At 40.4% G+C, this 19,038-nt stretch carries 18 protein-coding genes; 10 read left to right on the top strand and 8 right to left on the bottom strand.

Annotation, left to right across the window (positions count from 1 at the left end; translation table 11 throughout):
- Positions 1-308 precede the first annotated feature (308 nt).
- Positions 309-1,058 carry a hypothetical protein gene (locus PTQ34_RS08455; RefSeq protein WP_273933143.1) on the bottom strand — a complete coding sequence of 250 codons (750 nt, stop codon included), beginning with the start codon at positions 1,056-1,058 and terminating at the stop codon, positions 309-311.
- A gap of 336 nt (positions 1,059-1,394) precedes the next feature.
- Between PTQ34_RS08455 and PTQ34_RS08450 the strand changes: the two genes are divergently transcribed.
- Complete coding sequence (locus PTQ34_RS08450) at positions 1,395-2,006, top strand: hypothetical protein (RefSeq protein ID WP_273933141.1); 612 nt, start codon at positions 1,395-1,397, stop codon at positions 2,004-2,006.
- Positions 2,007-2,071: 65 nt separating this feature from the next.
- Here the strand turns inward: PTQ34_RS08450 and PTQ34_RS08445 are convergent, their stop codons facing one another.
- On the bottom strand, positions 2,072-3,259 hold the full coding sequence (locus PTQ34_RS08445) for a glucose-6-phosphate isomerase (protein WP_273933140.1): 1,188 nt from the start codon (positions 3,257-3,259) through the stop codon (positions 2,072-2,074).
- Positions 3,253-4,080, bottom strand: a complete 828-nt coding sequence (galU, locus tag PTQ34_RS08440; protein WP_273933139.1) for a UTP--glucose-1-phosphate uridylyltransferase GalU — start codon at positions 4,078-4,080, stop codon at positions 3,253-3,255. The genes PTQ34_RS08445 and galU overlap by 7 nt, the downstream gene beginning before the upstream one ends.
- 121 nt (positions 4,081-4,201) lie before the next feature.
- Between galU and PTQ34_RS08435 the strand changes: the two genes are divergently transcribed.
- On the top strand, positions 4,202-4,384 hold the full coding sequence (locus tag PTQ34_RS08435; protein ID WP_273933138.1) for a hypothetical protein: 183 nt from the start codon (positions 4,202-4,204) through the stop codon (positions 4,382-4,384).
- A gap of 264 nt (positions 4,385-4,648) precedes the next feature.
- On the opposite strand, the gene PTQ34_RS08430 is transcribed toward PTQ34_RS08435, so the two are convergent.
- Positions 4,649-5,011, bottom strand: a complete 363-nt coding sequence (locus PTQ34_RS08430; protein WP_273933136.1) for a histidine triad nucleotide-binding protein — start codon at positions 5,009-5,011, stop codon at positions 4,649-4,651.
- 118 nt (positions 5,012-5,129) lie between these two features.
- On the opposite strand from PTQ34_RS08430, the gene pheS reads away from it, so the two are divergent.
- The 6 genes from pheS to thiH all read left to right on the top strand — a co-directional run bounded on the left by pheS (position 5,130) and on the right by thiH (position 12,805).
- Complete coding sequence (pheS, locus tag PTQ34_RS08425) at positions 5,130-6,122, top strand: phenylalanine--tRNA ligase subunit alpha (RefSeq protein ID WP_273930613.1); 993 nt, start codon at positions 5,130-5,132, stop codon at positions 6,120-6,122.
- Complete coding sequence (gene pheT / locus PTQ34_RS08420; protein ID WP_273933135.1) at positions 6,119-8,440, top strand: phenylalanine--tRNA ligase subunit beta; 2,322 nt, start codon at positions 6,119-6,121, stop codon at positions 8,438-8,440. The genes pheS and pheT overlap by 4 nt, the downstream gene beginning before the upstream one ends.
- Complete coding sequence (gene aroA, locus PTQ34_RS08415) at positions 8,437-9,732, top strand: 3-phosphoshikimate 1-carboxyvinyltransferase (RefSeq protein ID WP_273933134.1); 1,296 nt, start codon at positions 8,437-8,439, stop codon at positions 9,730-9,732. Before pheT ends, aroA begins: the two co-directional genes overlap by 4 nt.
- A gap of 54 nt (positions 9,733-9,786) precedes the next feature.
- On the top strand, positions 9,787-10,608 hold the full coding sequence (locus PTQ34_RS08410) for a 4-hydroxy-3-methylbut-2-enyl diphosphate reductase (protein WP_273930610.1): 822 nt from the start codon (positions 9,787-9,789) through the stop codon (positions 10,606-10,608).
- Between the two features lie 290 nt (positions 10,609-10,898).
- Positions 10,899-11,660 (top strand): thiazole synthase, encoded by a 762-nt coding sequence (locus tag PTQ34_RS08405; protein ID WP_273933132.1) that lies wholly within the window; start codon positions 10,899-10,901, stop codon positions 11,658-11,660.
- 2 nt (positions 11,661-11,662) lie between these two features.
- The gene (thiH, locus tag PTQ34_RS08400) at positions 11,663-12,805 is read left to right on the top strand and encodes a 2-iminoacetate synthase ThiH (protein ID WP_273933131.1); all 1,143 of its coding nucleotides are present in this window, start codon (positions 11,663-11,665) and stop codon (positions 12,803-12,805) included.
- A 900-nt stretch (positions 12,806-13,705) separates the two neighbouring features.
- Here the strand turns inward: thiH and ybeY are convergent.
- From ybeY to PTQ34_RS08380, 4 genes are read right to left on the bottom strand one after another with little or no spacing between them, the layout of a single operon-like run.
- On the bottom strand, positions 13,706-14,107 hold the full coding sequence (ybeY, locus tag PTQ34_RS08395) for an rRNA maturation RNase YbeY (protein WP_273933129.1): 402 nt from the start codon (positions 14,105-14,107) through the stop codon (positions 13,706-13,708).
- Positions 14,108-14,128: 21 nt separating this feature from the next.
- Positions 14,129-15,475 carry a DNA repair protein RadA gene (gene radA / locus PTQ34_RS08390; RefSeq protein WP_273933128.1) on the bottom strand — a complete coding sequence of 449 codons (1,347 nt, stop codon included), beginning with the start codon at positions 15,473-15,475 and terminating at the stop codon, positions 14,129-14,131.
- Between the two features lie 2 nt (positions 15,476-15,477).
- Positions 15,478-16,332: a signal recognition particle-docking protein FtsY gene (gene ftsY / locus PTQ34_RS08385; RefSeq protein WP_273933127.1), complete on the bottom strand. Its 855-nt coding sequence runs from the start codon at positions 16,330-16,332 to the stop codon at positions 15,478-15,480.
- Positions 16,332-16,868, bottom strand: coding sequence for a TlpA family protein disulfide reductase (locus PTQ34_RS08380; protein WP_273933126.1), 537 nt, complete (start codon positions 16,866-16,868; stop codon positions 16,332-16,334). Before PTQ34_RS08380 ends, ftsY begins: the two co-directional genes overlap by 1 nt.
- Positions 16,869-16,913: 45 nt before the next feature.
- Between PTQ34_RS08380 and PTQ34_RS08375 the strand changes: the two genes are divergently transcribed.
- Complete coding sequence (locus PTQ34_RS08375; protein ID WP_273933124.1) at positions 16,914-17,525, top strand: 5-formyltetrahydrofolate cyclo-ligase; 612 nt, start codon at positions 16,914-16,916, stop codon at positions 17,523-17,525.
- Positions 17,458-19,011, top strand: a complete 1,554-nt coding sequence (gene rny / locus PTQ34_RS08370; protein ID WP_273933122.1) for a ribonuclease Y — start codon at positions 17,458-17,460, stop codon at positions 19,009-19,011. The genes PTQ34_RS08375 and rny overlap by 68 nt, the downstream gene beginning before the upstream one ends.
- Positions 19,012-19,038: the final 27 nt, after the last annotated feature.

The following is a 19,038-nucleotide window of genomic DNA, read 5'->3' as shown; positions in this document are numbered from 1 at the left end:
TTTTTTATTTACAAAAAACGGCGAAAACACGCCAAAAATCGTTTTGTATAAGTATAATTTATCTTTGTATATAATGTCAATAAAATTTGCCAAAAAGGAATTCTAGATTTAGGAATTCTAGATTTAAGCTAAAGAATTCTAGAATTCCTTTATTAAATTTCGTATAATTATAAAATTTAAAAAATTAGTAAGTATCAAATAAAAATTACACCAGAACGAGGGCTTTTGTATCTTAGTAATAAAGCATGATGTAGCCATCTTTGATACCCCTCCTAGCCTTATCGTTAAATGAGCCATTGTTGTAAAAGTTATTTGTTTTCATTGTTTTCTCCTTTTTGTTGTTTAAATTTTAGATTTTCAAGTTGCTTGTAAATATCTTTGCGATCTACATATTTACTTCTATCATTAGATCTTTCTACTACTAAATTTTCAAGATACATCATTAAAAAAGTTTTTCCATAATAAGGACCATATAACTTTGCTATCATAACTTCTTTTCCATTTCTGTTTTCATCCACATAGTGCTTAAATTGATGTGGCATAGGCAACAAAGGACATTTATAAAAATAATCTACGCAATCATTATATGGCTCTGCGTAACCTACGCTAAATCTTTTATAATCAACAGGCAAAGTATAATTATCATCTACAATTTCTATATCATACATATATCTAGCAGTGCTATGCTTTGTAAGGTTATTAAAAATTACCTGTTGTGGCACCTCCATTTCCCAAATGATAAAAAGCGTAGCAATAGAGCCAAAAATTAAAAGCTTTTTAGCCTTAGTTTCGTTAATATATCTTAGCCGTGAGCGAAAAATAAGCAAATAAATAGGAGTACCTATAATAAAACCTCCCAAATAAAAAGCATAAATTATTTCAGGAATGAAGTCGCCATCAGCATAAAACGCGCTAGCCCCCACCACAACAGCGATAAGCAAACCAAAAGCCTCGCAGCCCCTTAGCCTCAAAGCTCCATAAATCGCCAAAGACCACACAGCAGGCAATAAAACAACAAAAATCAAAATAAAAAACGGCGATAAAAGCAAAAATATCACAATTTTCTCCCTTTTATTTAAAAGTCTTCTCTATCAGCTTTTTATGACTTTTTTAAATTCTAGAATTTAGTCCTCGCAGTCATTGGGGGGCTAAATTATTTTTTATCTTAACAAAATGAGCTTAAAAAATATCTAAGCTTTACTTTTCGCCAAATTAAAAATGAAAAAGCCCTGAGCGCTAATCAAAATGAACTAAATAGTTATTTTAATAAATCTTTAAAGCTTTTAGAAAATTTTACAATTTGCTAGTAAAATGAGCATTGTGGGGAATTTGATTTTGCGATTGAAGAAAATAATTTATTCAATCCATTATTTACTAGAAATTTTGGCGATAAAATGATATGTAGCGATAGCAAAAGTGGCTCTTTTATTAGCGATACAAAAATCATGATTTTGCCAAATGATATAAATGAGTTTTTTAAAAAAGCTATGAGATCTGGCAGACCTTTGATGGGAGAAGAGCTCATTAAAGCAAGCGTAGATGTTGATCTAAGCCCTTATTTTGAAAAAAATAGACCTTATGAATTCGAAAAATACAACAAAATTTTAAAAGAATGTGGCATAAATGGTATAAGAAAAACTAGATTAAATAATTTAATTATCAAAAATAGTGGTGGTAAAAAAGCTATTTTTCAAAGTAAAGAAAATAGCGATGAAAATAAAGAGCTTTTTGGTGGGCTTTTGGGTGTTCATTACTGGCAAAATGGTGATAATTACGAATACTGTGTAGGCATAGGACTTGGAAATGTAGGGCAAATCAATGGCTATAAAATAGAAAAGTCGCCAAACATAAAGCGAATAGAGCCGGTTAAAACAACAAACGATATGCTGGGTGAAACCCTTGCCTTGTTAGCAGTAGGTTTAGTTCGCCTAAATGCTATAAGCGTATATCCTTTTGCATTTAAATATTTAAGAGAATTTCTTAAAATGGAAGGCTATGAGGCGTGATTTTTTCTTAGGCGTAATTTTTTCTTATAGAAAAGTTTTGAAAAACTTACTATAAGAATGGCAGCTTATTTAGTGCTTAGCATTTTTTTAAGTAGCATTTTGCCAAGTTCTACGCCTGGCTGGTCGTAGGTATTGACCCCAAGCATCACACCACAAGCTGAGGTTAAAAGCTCGTAGTAGTAAATAAGCGCACCTGCGTGCCACTCATCAAGCCTGCTAAGTGTAATCTCATCCACGCTGATATTTTCGCTTTTTAGGGCTTGGAGTGTGGCTGTGCTTTGCGAGTTTTGGATAAATGAAACGCTAAGATTATTTGCAAAATCGCAACTATTTAGGAATTCTAGTTTTATATCAGGCACGGTTATTTCATTTTTTGCAGCAACTTTTAGAAAGGTTACGCTCTTATCTTTTGGCCCATCCATTATAAGCTGTAAAAACGAGTGCTGATCAGCTGAGCCTACAAGCCCCACAGGCGTAAGTCCCATGCGCTTATACCCACGCCTTTTGCCAAGGCTCTCAGCCCAAAGCTGAATATACCACTCATTAAAGGCTTTTAAGCGGCTATCGTAGCTAAAAAGCACATTTATTTTAGCATTTGGATGTGTGGCGTAGTGATGGGCTTTTTGTAGGATTAGTGGGTCATTTTGCCCTAAAAATCGCTCTTTCATAGCCTTTGCGCCTTCTAAAATCGCCTTTATATCAGCCCCAGCCAAAGCAAGTGGCACAAGCCCACAGTTACTTAGCACACTAAATCTGCCGCCTACATTTTTTGGGATAAAAAATAGCTCGCCACCTACGCTTTTTGCGTAATTCTCAAGCGGCGAGCCCTCATCTGTGATAAAAATAAAAGAGCTAAAATCTTTTGGCTTAAAGTGCGCTAAAAGCACCTTATAAATGCTAATAGTCTCAATTGTAGTGCCTGATTTGCTTGAAATTATAAAAACGCTGTTTTCTAGGCTGATTTTAGCCAAAGCCCCTTTTATCACGCTCTCATCAAGATTATCAATGAAAATTATTTCAAGTCCTAGCATACTAGATATCGCCTTTGCGCCAAGGCTAGATCCGCCAACGCCGATTAGCACGACATTTTGCTTAGTTTTATACTTATTTTTTATACGCTCTAAGCTCTCATGCTTGCCAATATCAGGCAGACCATAATATCCAATATCCCCTAGCTCATCGCTCATGCGTCTTGCGTATGCGCTGATTTGCTCACTCTTTGCTATCTCAAAGTGCAGTGTATTTTCTAGCATTTTTTCTCTAAATTATAAAAATAGTTTGTAGCCTCTACAAAGCCAGCCACCGAGCCACAATCAAAGCGTTTGCCTTTGAATTTATATGCCAAAACCATACCGTTTTGCGCTTGTTTTAGCAAGGCGTCTGTGATTTGTATTTCGCCGTTTTTGCCTGGTGCTGTGGTGCTAAGCACCTCAAAGATATCAGGCGTTAGTATATAGCGGCCAATTATTGCTAGATTTGTAGGAGCCTTGGCAGGCTCTGGCTTTTCTATCATATCGCTAATCATCACTAGATCGCCATCGATGCCCTTGCCAGCTACTACACCGTAGTTTTGGATGCTCTCATCATTTACCTCCATGACAGCTACCACGCTGCAGCGGTATTTTTCGTATATTGCGCTCATTTGGCTCATTACGCCAGCCCCGTCTTCGTTTATACACAAATCATCAGCTAGTATCACGCCAAAGGCCTCATCACCTACTAGATTTTTGCCACTATAAATCGCATGCCCAAGACCCTTCATCTCATTTTGGCGAGTAAAACTAAAGCTGCACGCACTCATAAGCTCTCTAATCTCAGTTAGCAAATACTCTTTTTTGCTGCCTGCTATTTGGTGTTCTAGCTCGTAGCTGATGTCAAAGTAGTCCTCTAAAGCGCGCTTTCCACGACCTGTAACAAACGCCATATTTCGCATGCCAGCCTCTAGGGCTTCATCTACGCCGTAGTGGATGAGTGGTTTTGTTAAAATCGGCAGCATTTCTTTTGGCAAAGACTTTGTAGCAGGCAAAAAACGAGTGCCATAGCCTGCTGCTGGAAATAGACAAGTATTTAGCATAATAAACCTTCTATATAAAATTTTTAGGAATTCTAGAATTCCTAATCTAGAATTCCTAAAAATTCTAGCTTAGTTTTTTATCGGCTGGCTCAGTTCGTGGGTTCTTTTTTGAAATTTTGACTTGGACAGCCCAGCACCTTACAAGCGAGCTTTTACACCGTTTTTCTGCGCAAGCCGCTTTTTACTCGTTAGCGGCTTGCTTGAAAAATCGGCGCAAAACTCGCTTGAACGCTACCGCTACGGCGCCCCACGGCTAGTCCTGCGCCAAAATTTCAAAAAATCACCTCACGACCTTGGAGCCTAGTTTTTACCGCCGCTACCGCGAATTCTAGAATTCGCCAGGAATTCTAGAATTCCCTAAACTTGAATTCCTAAGATAAATTCTAAAATTCCCTAAAGAGAATTCCCTAATCTAGAATTCCCTAAACTAAAATTCCGTATAGAGATCCTCGGGTCAAGACCGAGGATGACATAGTAGCGAATTCTAGAATTCCCAGGAATTCTAGAATTCCTAAACTAGAATTCCTAACTAGAATTCTAGAATTCCCAAGAATTCTAGAATTTTAGATTAAAATGATTTTTTTGGGTCTGCTGCGCTGTTTTCACTTAGCCACAGCAGGCGTTTGCCACCTAGCAAGTGAAAATGCAAATGCGGCACCTCTTGCCCACCATTTTCACCGCAGTTTGTAATAAGGCGATACCCAGCTTTTTCAACGCCAGTTGCTACGGCTACTTCTTGGGCAAACTTTACTATGCCACTAGCTGTAGCACTATCAAGAGCGTTGAAGTTTTCAATATGCTTTTTTGGTATGATTAGCACATGCACAGGGGCTTTTGGTGCTATATCGTGAAAGGCTAGAAATTCATCATTTTCTAGCACTTTATTGCTAGGAATTTGCCCAGCAGTGATTTTACAAAAAACACAATCCATTTTTCATCCTTTTAGAAATTTCGCGGCAATTATAGCCAAATTTTATTTGAATTTTTAAGTTTTTTGGCTAAAATTGCGCTCAAAATTTTTAAAAGGTCAAAAATTGGAAGCGCAACAATTGCAAAAATTTATAGATGAAATTTCGCAAGCAAAAAGCTTAGCTGAGCTTGAGAGCGCAAGGCTTGCACTGCTTGGCAAAAAGGGCGTTATCACAGAGGGCTTTTCTAAGCTAAAAGAGCTAAGTGGTGATGAGAAAAAGGCTTTGGCTGAGAGCTTAAATAAAGCAAGAGACGAGGCAAACGAGCTTATTGCTAGCAAAAAAGCCGAGCTTGAAGAAAAAGAAGCAAACGAAGCCTTAATAAAAGATGGCGTGGATGTTAGTTTGTTTAACGAGCCTAGTTTGCGTGGTGCTATGCATCCAGTGATGGCTACGATGGATAAGATAATTGATTATTTCGTAGCGCAAAACTTCAGCGTGGAAACTGGACCTCTTATAGAAGATGATTTTCACAACTTTGAAGCACTAAACCTGCCAAAATACCACCCAGCGCGCGATATGCAAGATACTTTTTATCTGCGTGATTTTCGCTTGCTTCGCACACACACAAGTCCTGTTCAAATCCGCACCATGCAAGCAAAAAAACCGCCTATTCGTATGATTGCCCCTGGGGCTGTTTTTAGGCGAGATTTAGACCTTACGCATACGCCGATGTTTCATCAAATAGAAGGTCTAGTGGTTGAAGAAGGCGATAAAATCAGCTTTGCAAACCTAAAAGATATTTTACAAAACTTCTTAGTTTATATGTTTGGCGATGTAAAAGTGCGCTTTCGCCCAAGCTTTTTTCCTTTTACAGAACCAAGCACCGAGGTTGATATCAGCTGTATTTTTTGTAAAGGCTGTGGATGTAGGGTCTGTAAGCAAACTGGCTGGCTAGAGGTACTAGGCTCTGGCATTGTGGATGAAAATGTATTTAAAGCAGTTGGATATAGCGGCGTTAGCGGCTATGCTTTTGGGCTTGGAGTAGAGCGTCTTGCTATGCTACTTCATAGAATTCCTGATTTAAGAAGCCTATTTGAGGGCGATTTACGACTTTTGGAGCAATTTAGATGAGACTGAGCAAAAACTGGTTAAATGAGTGGATAGATTTAAGCGCAAAATCAGCTGAGGATATCTGCGCAGCACTAAATGAAATCGGCCTTGAAGTAGACAGCTGTGAGCGCATAAGAGTGCCTAGCAAAGTAGTAGTAGCAAAGGTGCTTGAGTGCAGGGAGCATGAAAATAGCGACCATTTACATGTATGTAAAGTAGATGCTGGAGAGATTTTGCAAATCGTCTGTGGTGCGCCAAATGTAGCAGAAGGACAGATGGTAGCTTGCGCGCTAGAAGGTGCTAAAATAGGCGAATTAAGCATAAAAAAAGCCAAACTTCGTGGCGTGGAGAGCTGCGGAATGCTCTGTTCTGCTAAAGAACTTGGGCTTGGCGAGCTAAATAACGGCATAATGATACTTGATGAGAGCATAGGCGAGCTAGAAATCGGCAAAGAACTTAGCTCATATCCTGCCTTTGATGACTATTTAATTGAAATAGAACTTACGCCAAATAGAGGCGATTGCCTTAGCGTGCGTGGCGTAGCAAGGGATCTAAGCGCAAAGTTTGATCTGCCTATAAAAGACATAAGCCCGCTTAAAAAAAGCGAAGATGAGCTTCTTGGTATAGGCAGGCTAATTAGCCTTCACAGCGAAGAAGAAAAAAACTGCGCCTTATACTATAAGGTTGTAAATCTTGGCGAGAATTTTAGCTTAAATCTTAAAAAAAGATTGCGCCTAGCACTAATTGAAAGCAAGCACAAATCAGCTATTGAGGGGGCTTTAGAGTATTCTACTCACAGCACAGGAGCACTTTTTAGAGCCTATGATGCTAGAAAGATAAATCCTAATGAAAATGAAAAAATATCTTTAAAAATCAAAAATGGCGAGCATAAACAAAGCCAAATTTATGCTGAAGATAAACTTTTGGGCGTGGCTGGAATATGCGCAAATAAAGAGTTTTTAGCCGATGAAAACACAAAAATCGCTATCATAGAGGCTAGCTACACAGCCCCTGAAATCATCGCAAACGCAACTGGCGAAGATAAAAATATGCCAAAAGATGAAATGGTATACCGCTCATCTCGTGGGTCAGAACCAGCTATTAGTTCTTCTATGAACTTGCTTTTTGGTTCTTGTTTTGAGAATTGTGAGTGGTATGGTGGCTCACAGCAAATCTCTATGAGCGTGGAGAGAGCAAATATCCTAGTAAATTGCTCAGCTATTTCTAAAATGATAGGCATGGATATAGAAAAAAAAGAAATTCATAAAATTCTCTCTCGTCTAAACTTTGAAATCGCAAGTGGGACAAATGACGAGCAATTCTACGCTAAAGCCCCAGCATATCGCCACGATATCCAAAATATAGCAGATGTTTGTGAAGAAATAGTGCGTATTTATGGAATTGATAATATCCCAGCCAAGCCACTAAACTTTAGTGAGGCAAACCGCAATAGCCAGGCTAGCCTAAAACACGCCCTAGCAAGAAATCTGCGCCAAAGAGCTGTGGATGCTGGGTATTTTGAGTGTGTGCATTATATTTTTGATGATCCTAGCGAGCTTGAAGCTATGGGCTTTAAGCCCTGCCAAGCCCAAATGCTAAATCCTATCACAAATGAGCTAAAAGAACTTCGTCCAACACTGCTGAATTCCCTACTTAACTCAGCTCTAAACAACGCTAAGCGTGGCGCAAAGCAAATCAAGCTTTTTGAGTATGGAGAGGTCTTTGATATTAGCGGCAAGCAAAGCTCTAAGCTAGGCTTTGTCTCTTGTGGTCTTTCTAGCTTGCCAAGCCTTAAAAATGGCGCAAAAGGTGCTGAGCTAAGTCTATTTGAGCTAGCAAACGATATACAAAAAATTCTAGGCAAAATCAGCCTAAAAGCTAGTGAAAATCTAGAATTCCTTAGCCCTTATGAGCAAGCAAAGATTATCCAAAATGGCAAAGTTATCGGCTTTTTGGGGCGAGTTAAACCTAGCCTTAAAAAAGACTTACCAAGATGCTACGCAGCTCAAATTGATTTTGACGCTCTTAAATGTGAGCATATTTTAGCAGAGCCTTACTCTAGCTTCCCTGCTACTAGTCGTGACCTTAGCGTGCTAGTTAGCAGCGAGCTAAAATACGAGCAGATCAAAGAGTGTATAGAGACACTAAAAGTAGAAAATCTACAAAGCTTTTATCCAACTGATCTTTATAGTGATAAAAGCTTGGGCGATAAAAAGAGCCTTACAATCTCATTTAGTTTTCAATCAAATGAAAAAACGCTAACTGATGATGAAATAAATGCTTTAATGCAAAGAATTCTAGATGTGCTAAAAGAGAGCTTAGGCGTGGAGCTAAGATGAGAGTAGAAGCACTAAAAAAGCCCTTTAATGCTAGTTTTGAGCACTTAGCAAGCGATAAGAGCATAAGTCATCGTTGCGCTATTTTCTCACTTCTTAGCTCTGAGCCTAGCGTGATAAAAAACTACCTAGAAGCAGAAGATACGCTAAATACGCTAAAAATCATACAAGCTCTAGGCGCAAATGTAAGGTGGGATAAAAACAAAATCACTATCACACCACCAAAAGAGATAAAAAGCACAAATGAAAAAGTGCTAGATTGTGGGAATTCAGGCACGGCTATTAGACTACTTATGGGCTTTTTAGCTAGCAAGCAAGGCGAGTTTATCCTAGATGGCGATGAGTATTTGCGCAAGCGTCCTATGCGCCGCGTAACTGAGCCGCTAGAAAAAATCGGCGCAGTATTTGAGGGCAAAGATAAAGCAAACTTTGCGCCTATTAAGGTAAAGGGCAAAAAACTTGAATTTTTTAGCTATGATAGTCCTATTGCCTCAGCGCAGGTAAAGACAGCTATGATACTAGCAGGACTTAATGGCAAAGGCTGTAAAATTAGCGAACCAAGCCTAAGCCGTGATCATAGCGAAAAAATGCTAAGTGCGATGGGGGCTAGCCTTAGTGTAGATGAGAGCAAAGATGGAAAAATAAAAATAGAAGTAAGCCCGCTAAAATCACCTCTAAAGCCTATAAATATGGCAGTGCCAAATGATCCAAGCTCGTGCTTTTTTTATGCCCTAGCAGCGGCGATAATCCCGAATTCCAGTGTAGAGATAAAAAATATGCTACTAAATAAAACTCGCATTGAAGCCTTTAAGGTGCTAGGCTGCATGGGAGCTAAGATAGAATATAAACCAAAAAGCGGTGGCTATGATGACACGGGCGATGTGAAAATAAGCTATAATGGCAGGCTAAAAGCTGTGGATGTAAGCGAAAATATCGCATGGCTGATTGATGAGGCGCCTGCACTTGCTATTGCCTTTGCCTGTGCTGATGGCACTAGCACGCTAAAAAACGCAAAAGAGCTAAGAGTAAAAGAATGCGACCGTATCGCAGTAACAGTATCTGCGCTAAGGGCTTGTGGTATAGAAGCTAGCGAGCTTGAAGATGGATTTAAAATCACAGGCGGAGTAGCTAAAAGTGCTAGTATAGATAGCCACGGAGACCACCGAATTGCCATGAGTTTTGCTGTTTTGGGCTTGCTTTGTGGTATGGAGATTAGCAAAAGTGAGTTTATCGCTACTTCATTTCCAAACTTTACAAAATGCCTTGAAAGCCTTGGCACAGTGGTTAATGAGTAAGGTAGCAAGAGCTTAAATTTGAATTTTGAAAAAGTATTACATTGAGATTATAAAATGAAAATAGAAATCGCAAAAAGCTGTGGATTTTGTTTTGGGGTAAAGCGTGCGGTGCAAATTGCCAGTAAGCACAGAGGAGCTAGCACCATAGGCGAGCTAATCCACAATAGCCAAGAAATCGCACGTCTAAAAGATGAATGTGGCGTAAAAACGCTAAAAAACATAAACGAACTAAGTGGTGAAACCGCCATCATCCGCACGCACGGTATCACAAAAAGTGATCTAGCTACTCTAAAAGAGCGTGGCACAAAGGTAATAGATGCAACTTGCCCTTTTGTTACAAAGCCGCAGCAAATAGTAGAGAAAATGAGTGCTGAGGGCTATGAAATCATCTTTTTTGGCGATAGAGAACATCCTGAGAGCAAAAGTGTAACAAGCTACGCAAACAAAGTCTACATCGTCTCAAACGCTGATGAGCTAGAAAAGCTAAAACTAAGAAACAAAGTAGCTCTTATCTCACAAACTACAAAAAAACTTGAAAATTTCAATAAAATTGCCGCTGCTCTTATCTCAAAATGTAAAGAAGTAAGAGTGTTTAACACAATCTGTGATGCAACATTTAAAAACCAAGAAGCCTGCCAAGAACTAGCAAAAAGAGCTGATATTATGATAGTAATTGGTGGAAAAACTAGCTCAAACACAAAGCAGCTTTTTTACATAGCAAGTGAGCTTTGCGATGCTCATCATATAGAAAATGCTGATGAGCTAGAGCCTGCGTGGTTTAAGGATAAAGAGCTTTGTGGCATTACAGCTGGGGCTAGCACGCCTGAGTGGATTATCACACAAATTATAGATAAAATCAAGCAAATTACTGCTTAGAGGATAGCAAGAAAGCAAAGTTCTTATGATATTTGTGGCAGTGGCTAGCAAACTTCGCTCTTAGCTAGTCATTTTCAGTGCTAAGCCAAAGAAAGGCGCAGGTTCTGCTTATTTTATATACGCAGTTTGCGCCTTTGTTAGCTTTATTTTTGTGATGATTAGAGAAAGCAAAGAACTAAAAGAGCTGTAAAAGAGTAAATCTCTCTTAAAACTTTTGCTTTTTACAAAAATTATTTATCTTTTTGCGCTACCTTTTTAGAGAAAATAAATTCTAAAAGCAAAGGCTAGAAATGAAAGACGATTTAATCATAGCAGGGCGTAGTTTTAGCTCTCGTTTTATCATGGGATCTGGCAAGTTTGATCCAGAGCTTATCAAAGCTTGCGTAGAAGCTGGTGGTGCGCAGATCATCACTCTAGCGCTGCGCAGGGCAAATAGTAAGGGTGGAGAGTTTTTAAAATATATCCCAAAAGATGTAGCCTTACTAGCAAATACTAGTGGGGCAAAAACAGCCGAACAAGCCCTACAAATCGCACTTCTAGCCCGTGAGCTAGGCTGCGGTGAGATGATAAAAGTAGAGCTAATTGGCGAGAGCAAATATCTTTTGCCCGATAACCATGAGAGCATAAAAGCCTGCGAGCTACTAGCCAAAAACGGCTTTGCGCCACTTGTTTATATGCTGCCTGATCTAGTAGCGGCTCGTGCTATGGTAGATGCTGGCGCAGCTGCTATCATGCCCCTAGCTGCACCTATTGGCTCAAATCTAGGCCTAGCAAACAAAAATCTTATAGAAATCTTAATTCGTGAAATAAATCTGCCTATAATCGTCGATGCTGGTATCGGCAGACCTAGCGAGGCTTGCGCTGCTATGGAAATGGGCTGTGCGGCTGTGATGCTAAATACTGCTATTGCTACATCTGGCGATGTTGCGCTTATGGCTGGGGCTTTTGGTAAGGCTATAAAAGCAGGGCGAGAGGCTTACCTAGCTCGTTTTGGGCGTGTGCTTGAGAATAGCGGTGAGGCTAGTTCTCCGCTTAGTGGGTTTTTGGAATAAAAATGCTAATGTATCTGCCACATCAAGAGCGCCTTGATAATGAGATTTTAAACGCTGTTTTAGCTGAGCGAGAGAGTGCTGATTTTGAGCATTACAGCGCAAATGATGTAAAAATTGCGCTTAAAAAAAGCTTTTTGGATTTAGAGGATTTTAAAGCGCTTTTAAGCCCAGCGGCTGCGCCTTTGCTAGAGGATATGATGTGGGCGGCAAAGGCGGCAAAAGAGCGGTATTTTGGTAAAAATATCTATCTTTTTACCCCGCTTTATATCTCAAATCACTGCGAAAATCTCTGCGTTTATTGCGGATTTAATAGCCGAAATAATATCCGCCGTGCCCAGCTAGATGATGATGGCATTATAAAAGAGCTTGAAAGCATTGCCTCTGCTGGCTTTGAAGAGCTTCTTATGCTAACAGGCGAGGCTCCAGCTTTTAGCAGCGTGGACTATATAGCAAATGCGTGCAGGCTTGCTAGTGAGCGTTTTGCCACGCTTGGCATAGAGGTTTATCCACTAAGCGTGGAAAACTACGCTAAAATGCACGAAAACGGCAGCGATTATGTAACTGTTTTTCAAGAAACTTATAATCCACGCAGGTATGCGCAACTTCACTTAGAGGGCGATAAAACAGCCTTTGGATATCGCTTTGAGGCTCAAGAAAGAGCGCTAAAAGCTGGTATGAGAGGCGTGGCTTTTGGTGCACTTTTTGGGCTTGATATGTGGAGGCAAGATGCTCTAAGCGTGGGGCTTCACGCAAGTCTGCTTCAAAAACGCTACCAAGATGCTGAAATATCAATCTCAGTGCCTCGCCTTCGCCCTATTATAAATAATAGCAAAATCACCCCAAAAGATGTGCGTGAGCGAGAATTAGCGCAGATAATTTGTGCGTATAGGCTATTTTTGCCTTTTGCGAACATTACGCTTAGCACTAGAGAGAGCGTGAAGTTTCGCGATAATGCTGTGAAGTTTGGCGTTAGCAAGGTAAGTGCTGGGGTAAAGGTAGGCATAGGCGAACACGGAGATGATAAAGCAGGGCAGGGTGATGGGCAGTTTGAGATAAGTGATAGCCGTGATGGGGAGCAGATGCGAGCGATGCTGCGCTTAAATGGTCTTGTGCCAGTTGAGAGCGAGCATGTGTTTTTGGGCTAGGGAATTCTAGAATTCTCTGTCATCCCCCAGCTTGACTGGGGGATCTCTATAGGGAATTCTATATTAAGCAATTCTATATTAAGCAGTTCTAGTTTAGGGAATTCTCTTTGGGGAATTCTAGAATTACCTGCGTCATTGCGAGGGAGCAAAGCGACCGAAGCTAGGAATTCTAAATTAGGAATTCTAAATTAGGAATTCTAGTTTGGGAATTCTAGAATTATCTGCGTCATTGCGAGGGAGTAAAGCGACCGAAACAATCTCTAGCAATTCTAAATTCCTTGTCATCCTCGGGCTTGACCCGAGAATCTCTATAGGAAATTCTAAATTCTTTGTGATGTCATCCCCCGATCAAGTCGGGGGATGACACAAGGCTTAGGGAATTCTAGTTTGGGAATTCTAGAATTCTCTGCGTCATTGCGATGGAGCAAAGCGACCGAAGCTAGGAATTCTAAATTTCTTGTCATCCTCGGGCTTGACCCGAGGATCTCTATAAGGAATTCTAGATTTATTTGTGATGAGATCCACGGGTCATATCGGGGGATGACACAAGGCTTAGGGAATTCTAGATTAGTGAATTTTAGAATTCTCTGCGTCATTGCGAGGGAGCAAAGCGACCGAAGCAATCTCTAGGAATTCTAGTTTAGGAATTCTAGATTAAGGAATTTTAGTTTAGGGAATTCTAGAATTCCTAGGTAAAATACCCCCTAACCCCCAACCAGCGGATTGCGCAGCAAAAAAAACTAAGCAACCAGCGGATGCGAAGCAAAAATAGGAATTCTAGATTGGGAATTCTAGAATCCTTAGATTTTTTAGGGGAATTCTAGTTTAAGAATTCTAGATTTATAATCTTACTATAAAAGATAAATCATAAATAAGCAAAAAAGTAAAAGCGAGCAAAAACTAGCTATTTCGTATTATCAGGCTATCTGGCAGGTTAAAATGCTCTATGACTTCTTTTTCTTTCCCTCGCATTTGTCCGTCATCAATCTCGTGGTCGTAGCCTAAAATATGTAAAACTCCGTGTAAAAAAAGCAAGGCAATCTCGCACTCTATGCTGTGTCCTAGCTCACCAGCCACCCTGCTAGCAGTATCGGTGCTGATCACAACTGAGCCCATTAGCCCGCCAGCTACTTGCTCATAAGGAAAGCTTAGCACATCAGTAGCCTTGTCTATGCCGCGCTGCTCGTGGTTTATTTTGCGCATTTCATCATCATTTACAAAGACTAGCTCCACATCCCCAGCACCCAAAAAATCTGCAATCTGCTCTAAAAGCGGATCAAACTCGCACTCACAAAATATCATTTTTTATCCTTTTTTGGAATTTCACATCCACTCCAAAACTTGGCTTATTTGCCCAGCCTCAAAGACCTTTAAAGCTGGCTTTGTGCTTGGCTTTTTAGGGCAGATTGCGTTTTTGAAGTTTTGCGTGGCTGCTTCTTTTAGCCTCTCATCAAGATTAAATATATCTCTAATTTCGCCATTTAAGCTAAGCTCGCCTATAAATATGCTCTCACGGCTAAGCGGGCGGTTGCGAAATGATGAAATTATCGCCGCTACGACAGCCAAATCGCAAGCACTCTCAGTGATTTTTACCCCACCAGTTACATTTATAAATACATCGTAGTGTCCCAAAGGCAGCTCTAATTTTCGCTCCAAAAGCGCTAAAATCATATCAAGGCGGCTTTTATCAAAGCCAGTTGTGCTGCGCTTTGGATACGCACTTTCACACACTAGGGCTTGGATTTCTACTATTAGCGCACGACTGCCTTGCATGGTAGCGGTTATGGCTGAGCCTGCTACTGCAGCACCACGGGTGAAAAACTTGCTACTAGCGTCTTTTGCGCTTTTTAAGCCCTGTTCGCTCATCTCAAATATGCCTACTTCGCTGGTGTTGCCAAAGCGGTTTTTAAAGCCTCTTAAAATGCGTAGCTGCTTGCTAGAATCACCCTCAAAGTATAGCACTACATCCACCATATGCTCTAGAATTCTAGGTCCTGCAATTGAGCCTTCTTTTGTGATATGACCGATTATAAAAATGCTGATATTTTTCTCTTTTGCTAGGCGCATTAGCTCAAAGGTTATTTCTCTTACTTGCGAGATAGAGCCTGGGGCTGCGGTGATTTTATCGCTATATAGTGTTTGTATGCTATCAATTACTAGAAATTTATACTCACGCTCAGCAAGGCTTGCTAAAATCGAGCCAAGATTTATCTCAGTTAATAGAAAAAGCTCACGCTCATTTGCGCCAAGTCTATCAGCTCTTAGTTTGATCTGGCTTGCGCTTTCTTCGCCACTTACATATAGGGTCGGGGCGTTTTTGGCTAGGTTGCTAGCTACTTTTAAAAGCAAGGTGCTTTTGCCAATTCCTGGGCTGCCGCCTATTAGCACCAGTGAGCCTTCTACTAGCCCACCACCAAGGACTAGATCAAGCTCACTATCACCTGTGCTAGTGCGAGCAAGCTCTGTTATTTCTACTTCGGTAATAGGCGTGGCTTTTGCGCTAGGGCTTACTGATTTACTAAATTTTGCTATTTCTTCAAGGCTTTTTATTTGAGCAGCTGAGAGTTCTACAATGCTCTCAAAAGCCCCACAATTTGGGCATTTACCAAGCCACTTGCCACACTGATAGCCACAAGATTCACACTCAAAAACAGCCTTTGTCTTTGCCATTTTTACTCTTCATAAAGTGCGTTTATGATGCTTTGTACATACTCTTTTGGCTCAAAAACCATGAGATCTTCCATGCTCTCGCCAGTTCCTACATAGCAAATCGGCAGTTCTAGCTCACGCGCGATACCAAAAAGAAAGCCACCCCTAGCCGTGCCATCAAGCTTTGTAATGATAATTCCATCAATTTTTATTAGCTCGTTAAAAATTTTTGCTTGATTTATAGCGTTTTGTCCTTGCGTGCCATCAAGGATTAGTAGCTTGCGATGTGGGGCGCCTTGCATGGCTTTGTTGCTGATTCTAGCGATTTTTTCTAGTTCCGCTGAGAGGTTTTTGTGATTTTGCAACCTGCCTGCGGTGTCTATTATTGCCTCATCACAGCCCTTTGCCACAGCTGAACTAATGGTATCAAAGGCAACTGAGGCCGGATCACCGCCAGAATTCCCTGCTACAACTTGAATTCCTAGTCTCTGGCCCCACATTTTTAGCTGTTCAATCGCACCCGCTCTAAAAGTATCCGCAGCTCCTAAAAGCACCTTTTTGCCACTTTTTTGCGCTAAGCGAGCAAGCTTAGCAGTAGTGGTGGTTTTGCCTACGCCATTTACGCCTACTAGCAGAGTTACAAGCGGTTTTGGGGCATTTTCTATCTCGTGGGGATAGAGAAAATAAGTTCCCATGACCCTTTCTAAGTCGCTTTTGTTTACCAAAGGCGAAGGTGGTAGATAATAAATTATCTCTTCAATTATCTCATAAGGCACATCAGCTTCAAGCAAGGCTGTTTCTATGCTGTTTTTATCTACTGGTTTGTGGGTTTTGCTTCCACGGATAGCTTTTAGTGTTTTGCTTAAAAATCTTAGCATTATTTTGCCCTTTGTATGTCGTATTCTAGCATTTCAGGTGGCACTAAGCCATCGTAGCTTTGAACTACTTTGCCACGGCTGTCAAAAAGCACGCTATATGGATAGCCGGCCACTTTCATACTATCTATGAGCTCTAGCGCATCTTTGCCAAAAGCCACTTCAAAAAGCAGTTCATTTTGGTCTCTTAAAGCTATAGCTTGGTGTTCGTTTTCTATGCCTGTGGCGATTTCTACTATTTGTAGATTTTGGTATTTTTTAGCGATTTTGGCTAAATTTGAGTTTTGCGCTACGCAAGGCAAACACTCGCTAGTTACGAAGTTTAGTAGGACTGGCGAGTTTGAGTTTATGATTTTTAGCTCGCTATCTGTTTTTTCTAGTTCTATTTTTTCAGTATTGCTTATGGTTAAAGTAAAGTTTTGTTTTGTGATGACTGCGCTTTGATTTTGGTCGTTAATTTCTTGGCTGTTTTGTTCGCTTTTTTCGCTACTACATCCAAAAAACAGCGCAATAAATGCTATAATACAAAGTTTTTTCATGAATTTCCTTGAAATAAAAACGCAATTTTACACAAAAGTAGATAAATGTTTGATAAAAACTCACTTAGAATAGCTCATAAAGCTAGATTAAAAAGGCAAACAAATCTAGCAGGCACAAGAGCAGTTCTAAAAGCAAAAAAGCTGATTTTTTCGCTAATTAAAGGCAAAAAAGCCCCAAAAGTGCTGCTTTTTGCCCCACTTGCGTATGAACCTGATATTTTGAAGTTGCGCAGGACTTTAAGCACTAAAGCCCAGCTTTTTTTGCCATTTATGCTAGATAAAAGCTTAAAAATAGTAAAATTGCGGCTACCTTTAAAAAAGGATAGGTTCAATGTAAGGCAAGCTATGGACTCAAATGCGTATATACCGCACTTAGACCTAGCTTTAATACCAGTTATCGGAGTGGATGTAAACATGGGGCGAATAGGGCACGGATTTGGCTTTTACGATAGATTTTTTGCCGGCTTTAAGCGCTTAAAAACAATCATCTTTATAAGTTCGCAAGATTTGTTTGTAAATGCCAAAGTTTGCGATCCACACGATATAAGGGGCGATTTTTATATAAGCCCTAAAAATATAAGGACAAACTATGATAGAAATCATCGCAGCGGTGGCAACCGGTGTCATCGGCGCAGGGGTAGGCTTTGGAGTAGCTAAAAAGATAAATGATGCAAACTATAGCATTTTTATAGAACAAGCAAAGGCCAAGGCTAAGGCAATAGAGTTTGAAGCACAAGGCGTGCTAAAAGATGCAAATCTAAAAGTAAGCCAAGCTGAAATGGAGGCTCGTAAAAAATACGAAGAAAAAGGCTCTCGTTTAGCAAGAGAATATGAGCAAAAACTAGCAAATGCTAAAGAAATAGAAAATAACGCAAAAGAGGCCTTGCAAAACGCAAGGGCTAGCGAAGAAGAAGTAGCAAAAGCAAGAAGTGAGGCGCAGTCGCTTTATGATGAGGGTAAAAACTTAAAAGCTAAATATCAAGAAAAAATGGCTGAGGCTTTGGCTACTTTAGAGCGCAGTGCTGGACTAACAGAAGATGAAGCCAAGGCTATCGTGCTAGCAAAAGTAGAGGAAAAAAGCCGTGCTGATATCGCTCACATGGTGCGAAAAGCAGAAGAAGAAGCAAAAAAAGATATCAAGCGCAGAGTTAATTATATCCTAGCTCAGGCTACTTCTCGCTTTGCTGGGGAGTTTGCAGCTGAGAGACTAATAAATGTCGTAAATATCAAAAATGACGAGCTAAAAGGTCGTATAATCGGCAAAGAAGGCAGAAATATAAAAACGCTTGAGATGGTTTTGGGCGTGGAGTTTATCATAGATGAGACGCCAAATACCATAATTTTAAGCTCGCATAATCTTTATCGCAGGGCGATTGCTACGCGCGTGGTGGAGCTTCTTATAGAAGATGGTAGAATTCAGCCAGCACGTATAGAAGAACTTCACAAAAAAGTAAGCGAGGAGTTTGAGTCTAGCATACTTGAAGAAGGTGAAAATATACTAATGGATCTAGGCATCTCAAATATGCACCCAGAGCTAGTAAAGCTAATAGGCAAACTACGCTTTCGTGCAAGCTATGGTCAAAACGCTCTAGCTCATAGCCTTGAAGTTGCTCACCTAGCAGGTATCATAGCAGCTGAGACTGGCGGCGATGTGCGTCTAGCAAGACGAGCTGGAATTTTGCATGATATCGGCAAGGCCTTAACACACGAAGTAGAGGGCTCTCATGTAGACCTTGGTGGTGAGCTGTGTAAACGCTACAAAGAGCATCCAGCTGTAATAAACGCAATCTACGCTCACCACGGACATGTAGAAGCTGACTGTGTAGAAAGTGCTGCTGTGTGCGCAGCTGATGCTCTCTCAGCAGCCAGACCTGGAGCAAGAAGAGAGGTGCTAGAAGCCTTCTTAAAGCGTGTGCGCCAGCTAGAAGAAATCGCTACAAGCAAAGAGGGCATAAAAGCAGCCTACGCAATAAATGCAGGCCGTGAAATAAGAGTAATAGCAAATGCTAAGCTAGTAAATGACGATGAGGCGGTGCTACTAGCAAAAGAAATAGCTGAGGAAATCCAAGATAAAGTCCAGTTCCCGGGCGAGATAAAAGTAAATGTAATCCGTGAGAGCAGGGCGGTTCAAATAGCAAAATAGCTAGGGAATTCTAGATTGTATAAATCG

It is taken from the genome of Campylobacter magnus, assembly GCF_028649595.1.
Classification (GTDB): Bacteria; Campylobacterota; Campylobacteria; order Campylobacterales; family Campylobacteraceae; genus Campylobacter; species Campylobacter magnus.
Note: the sequence above shows the minus strand (reverse complement) of the source record. Positions and strands in the feature narration are given on the sequence as shown.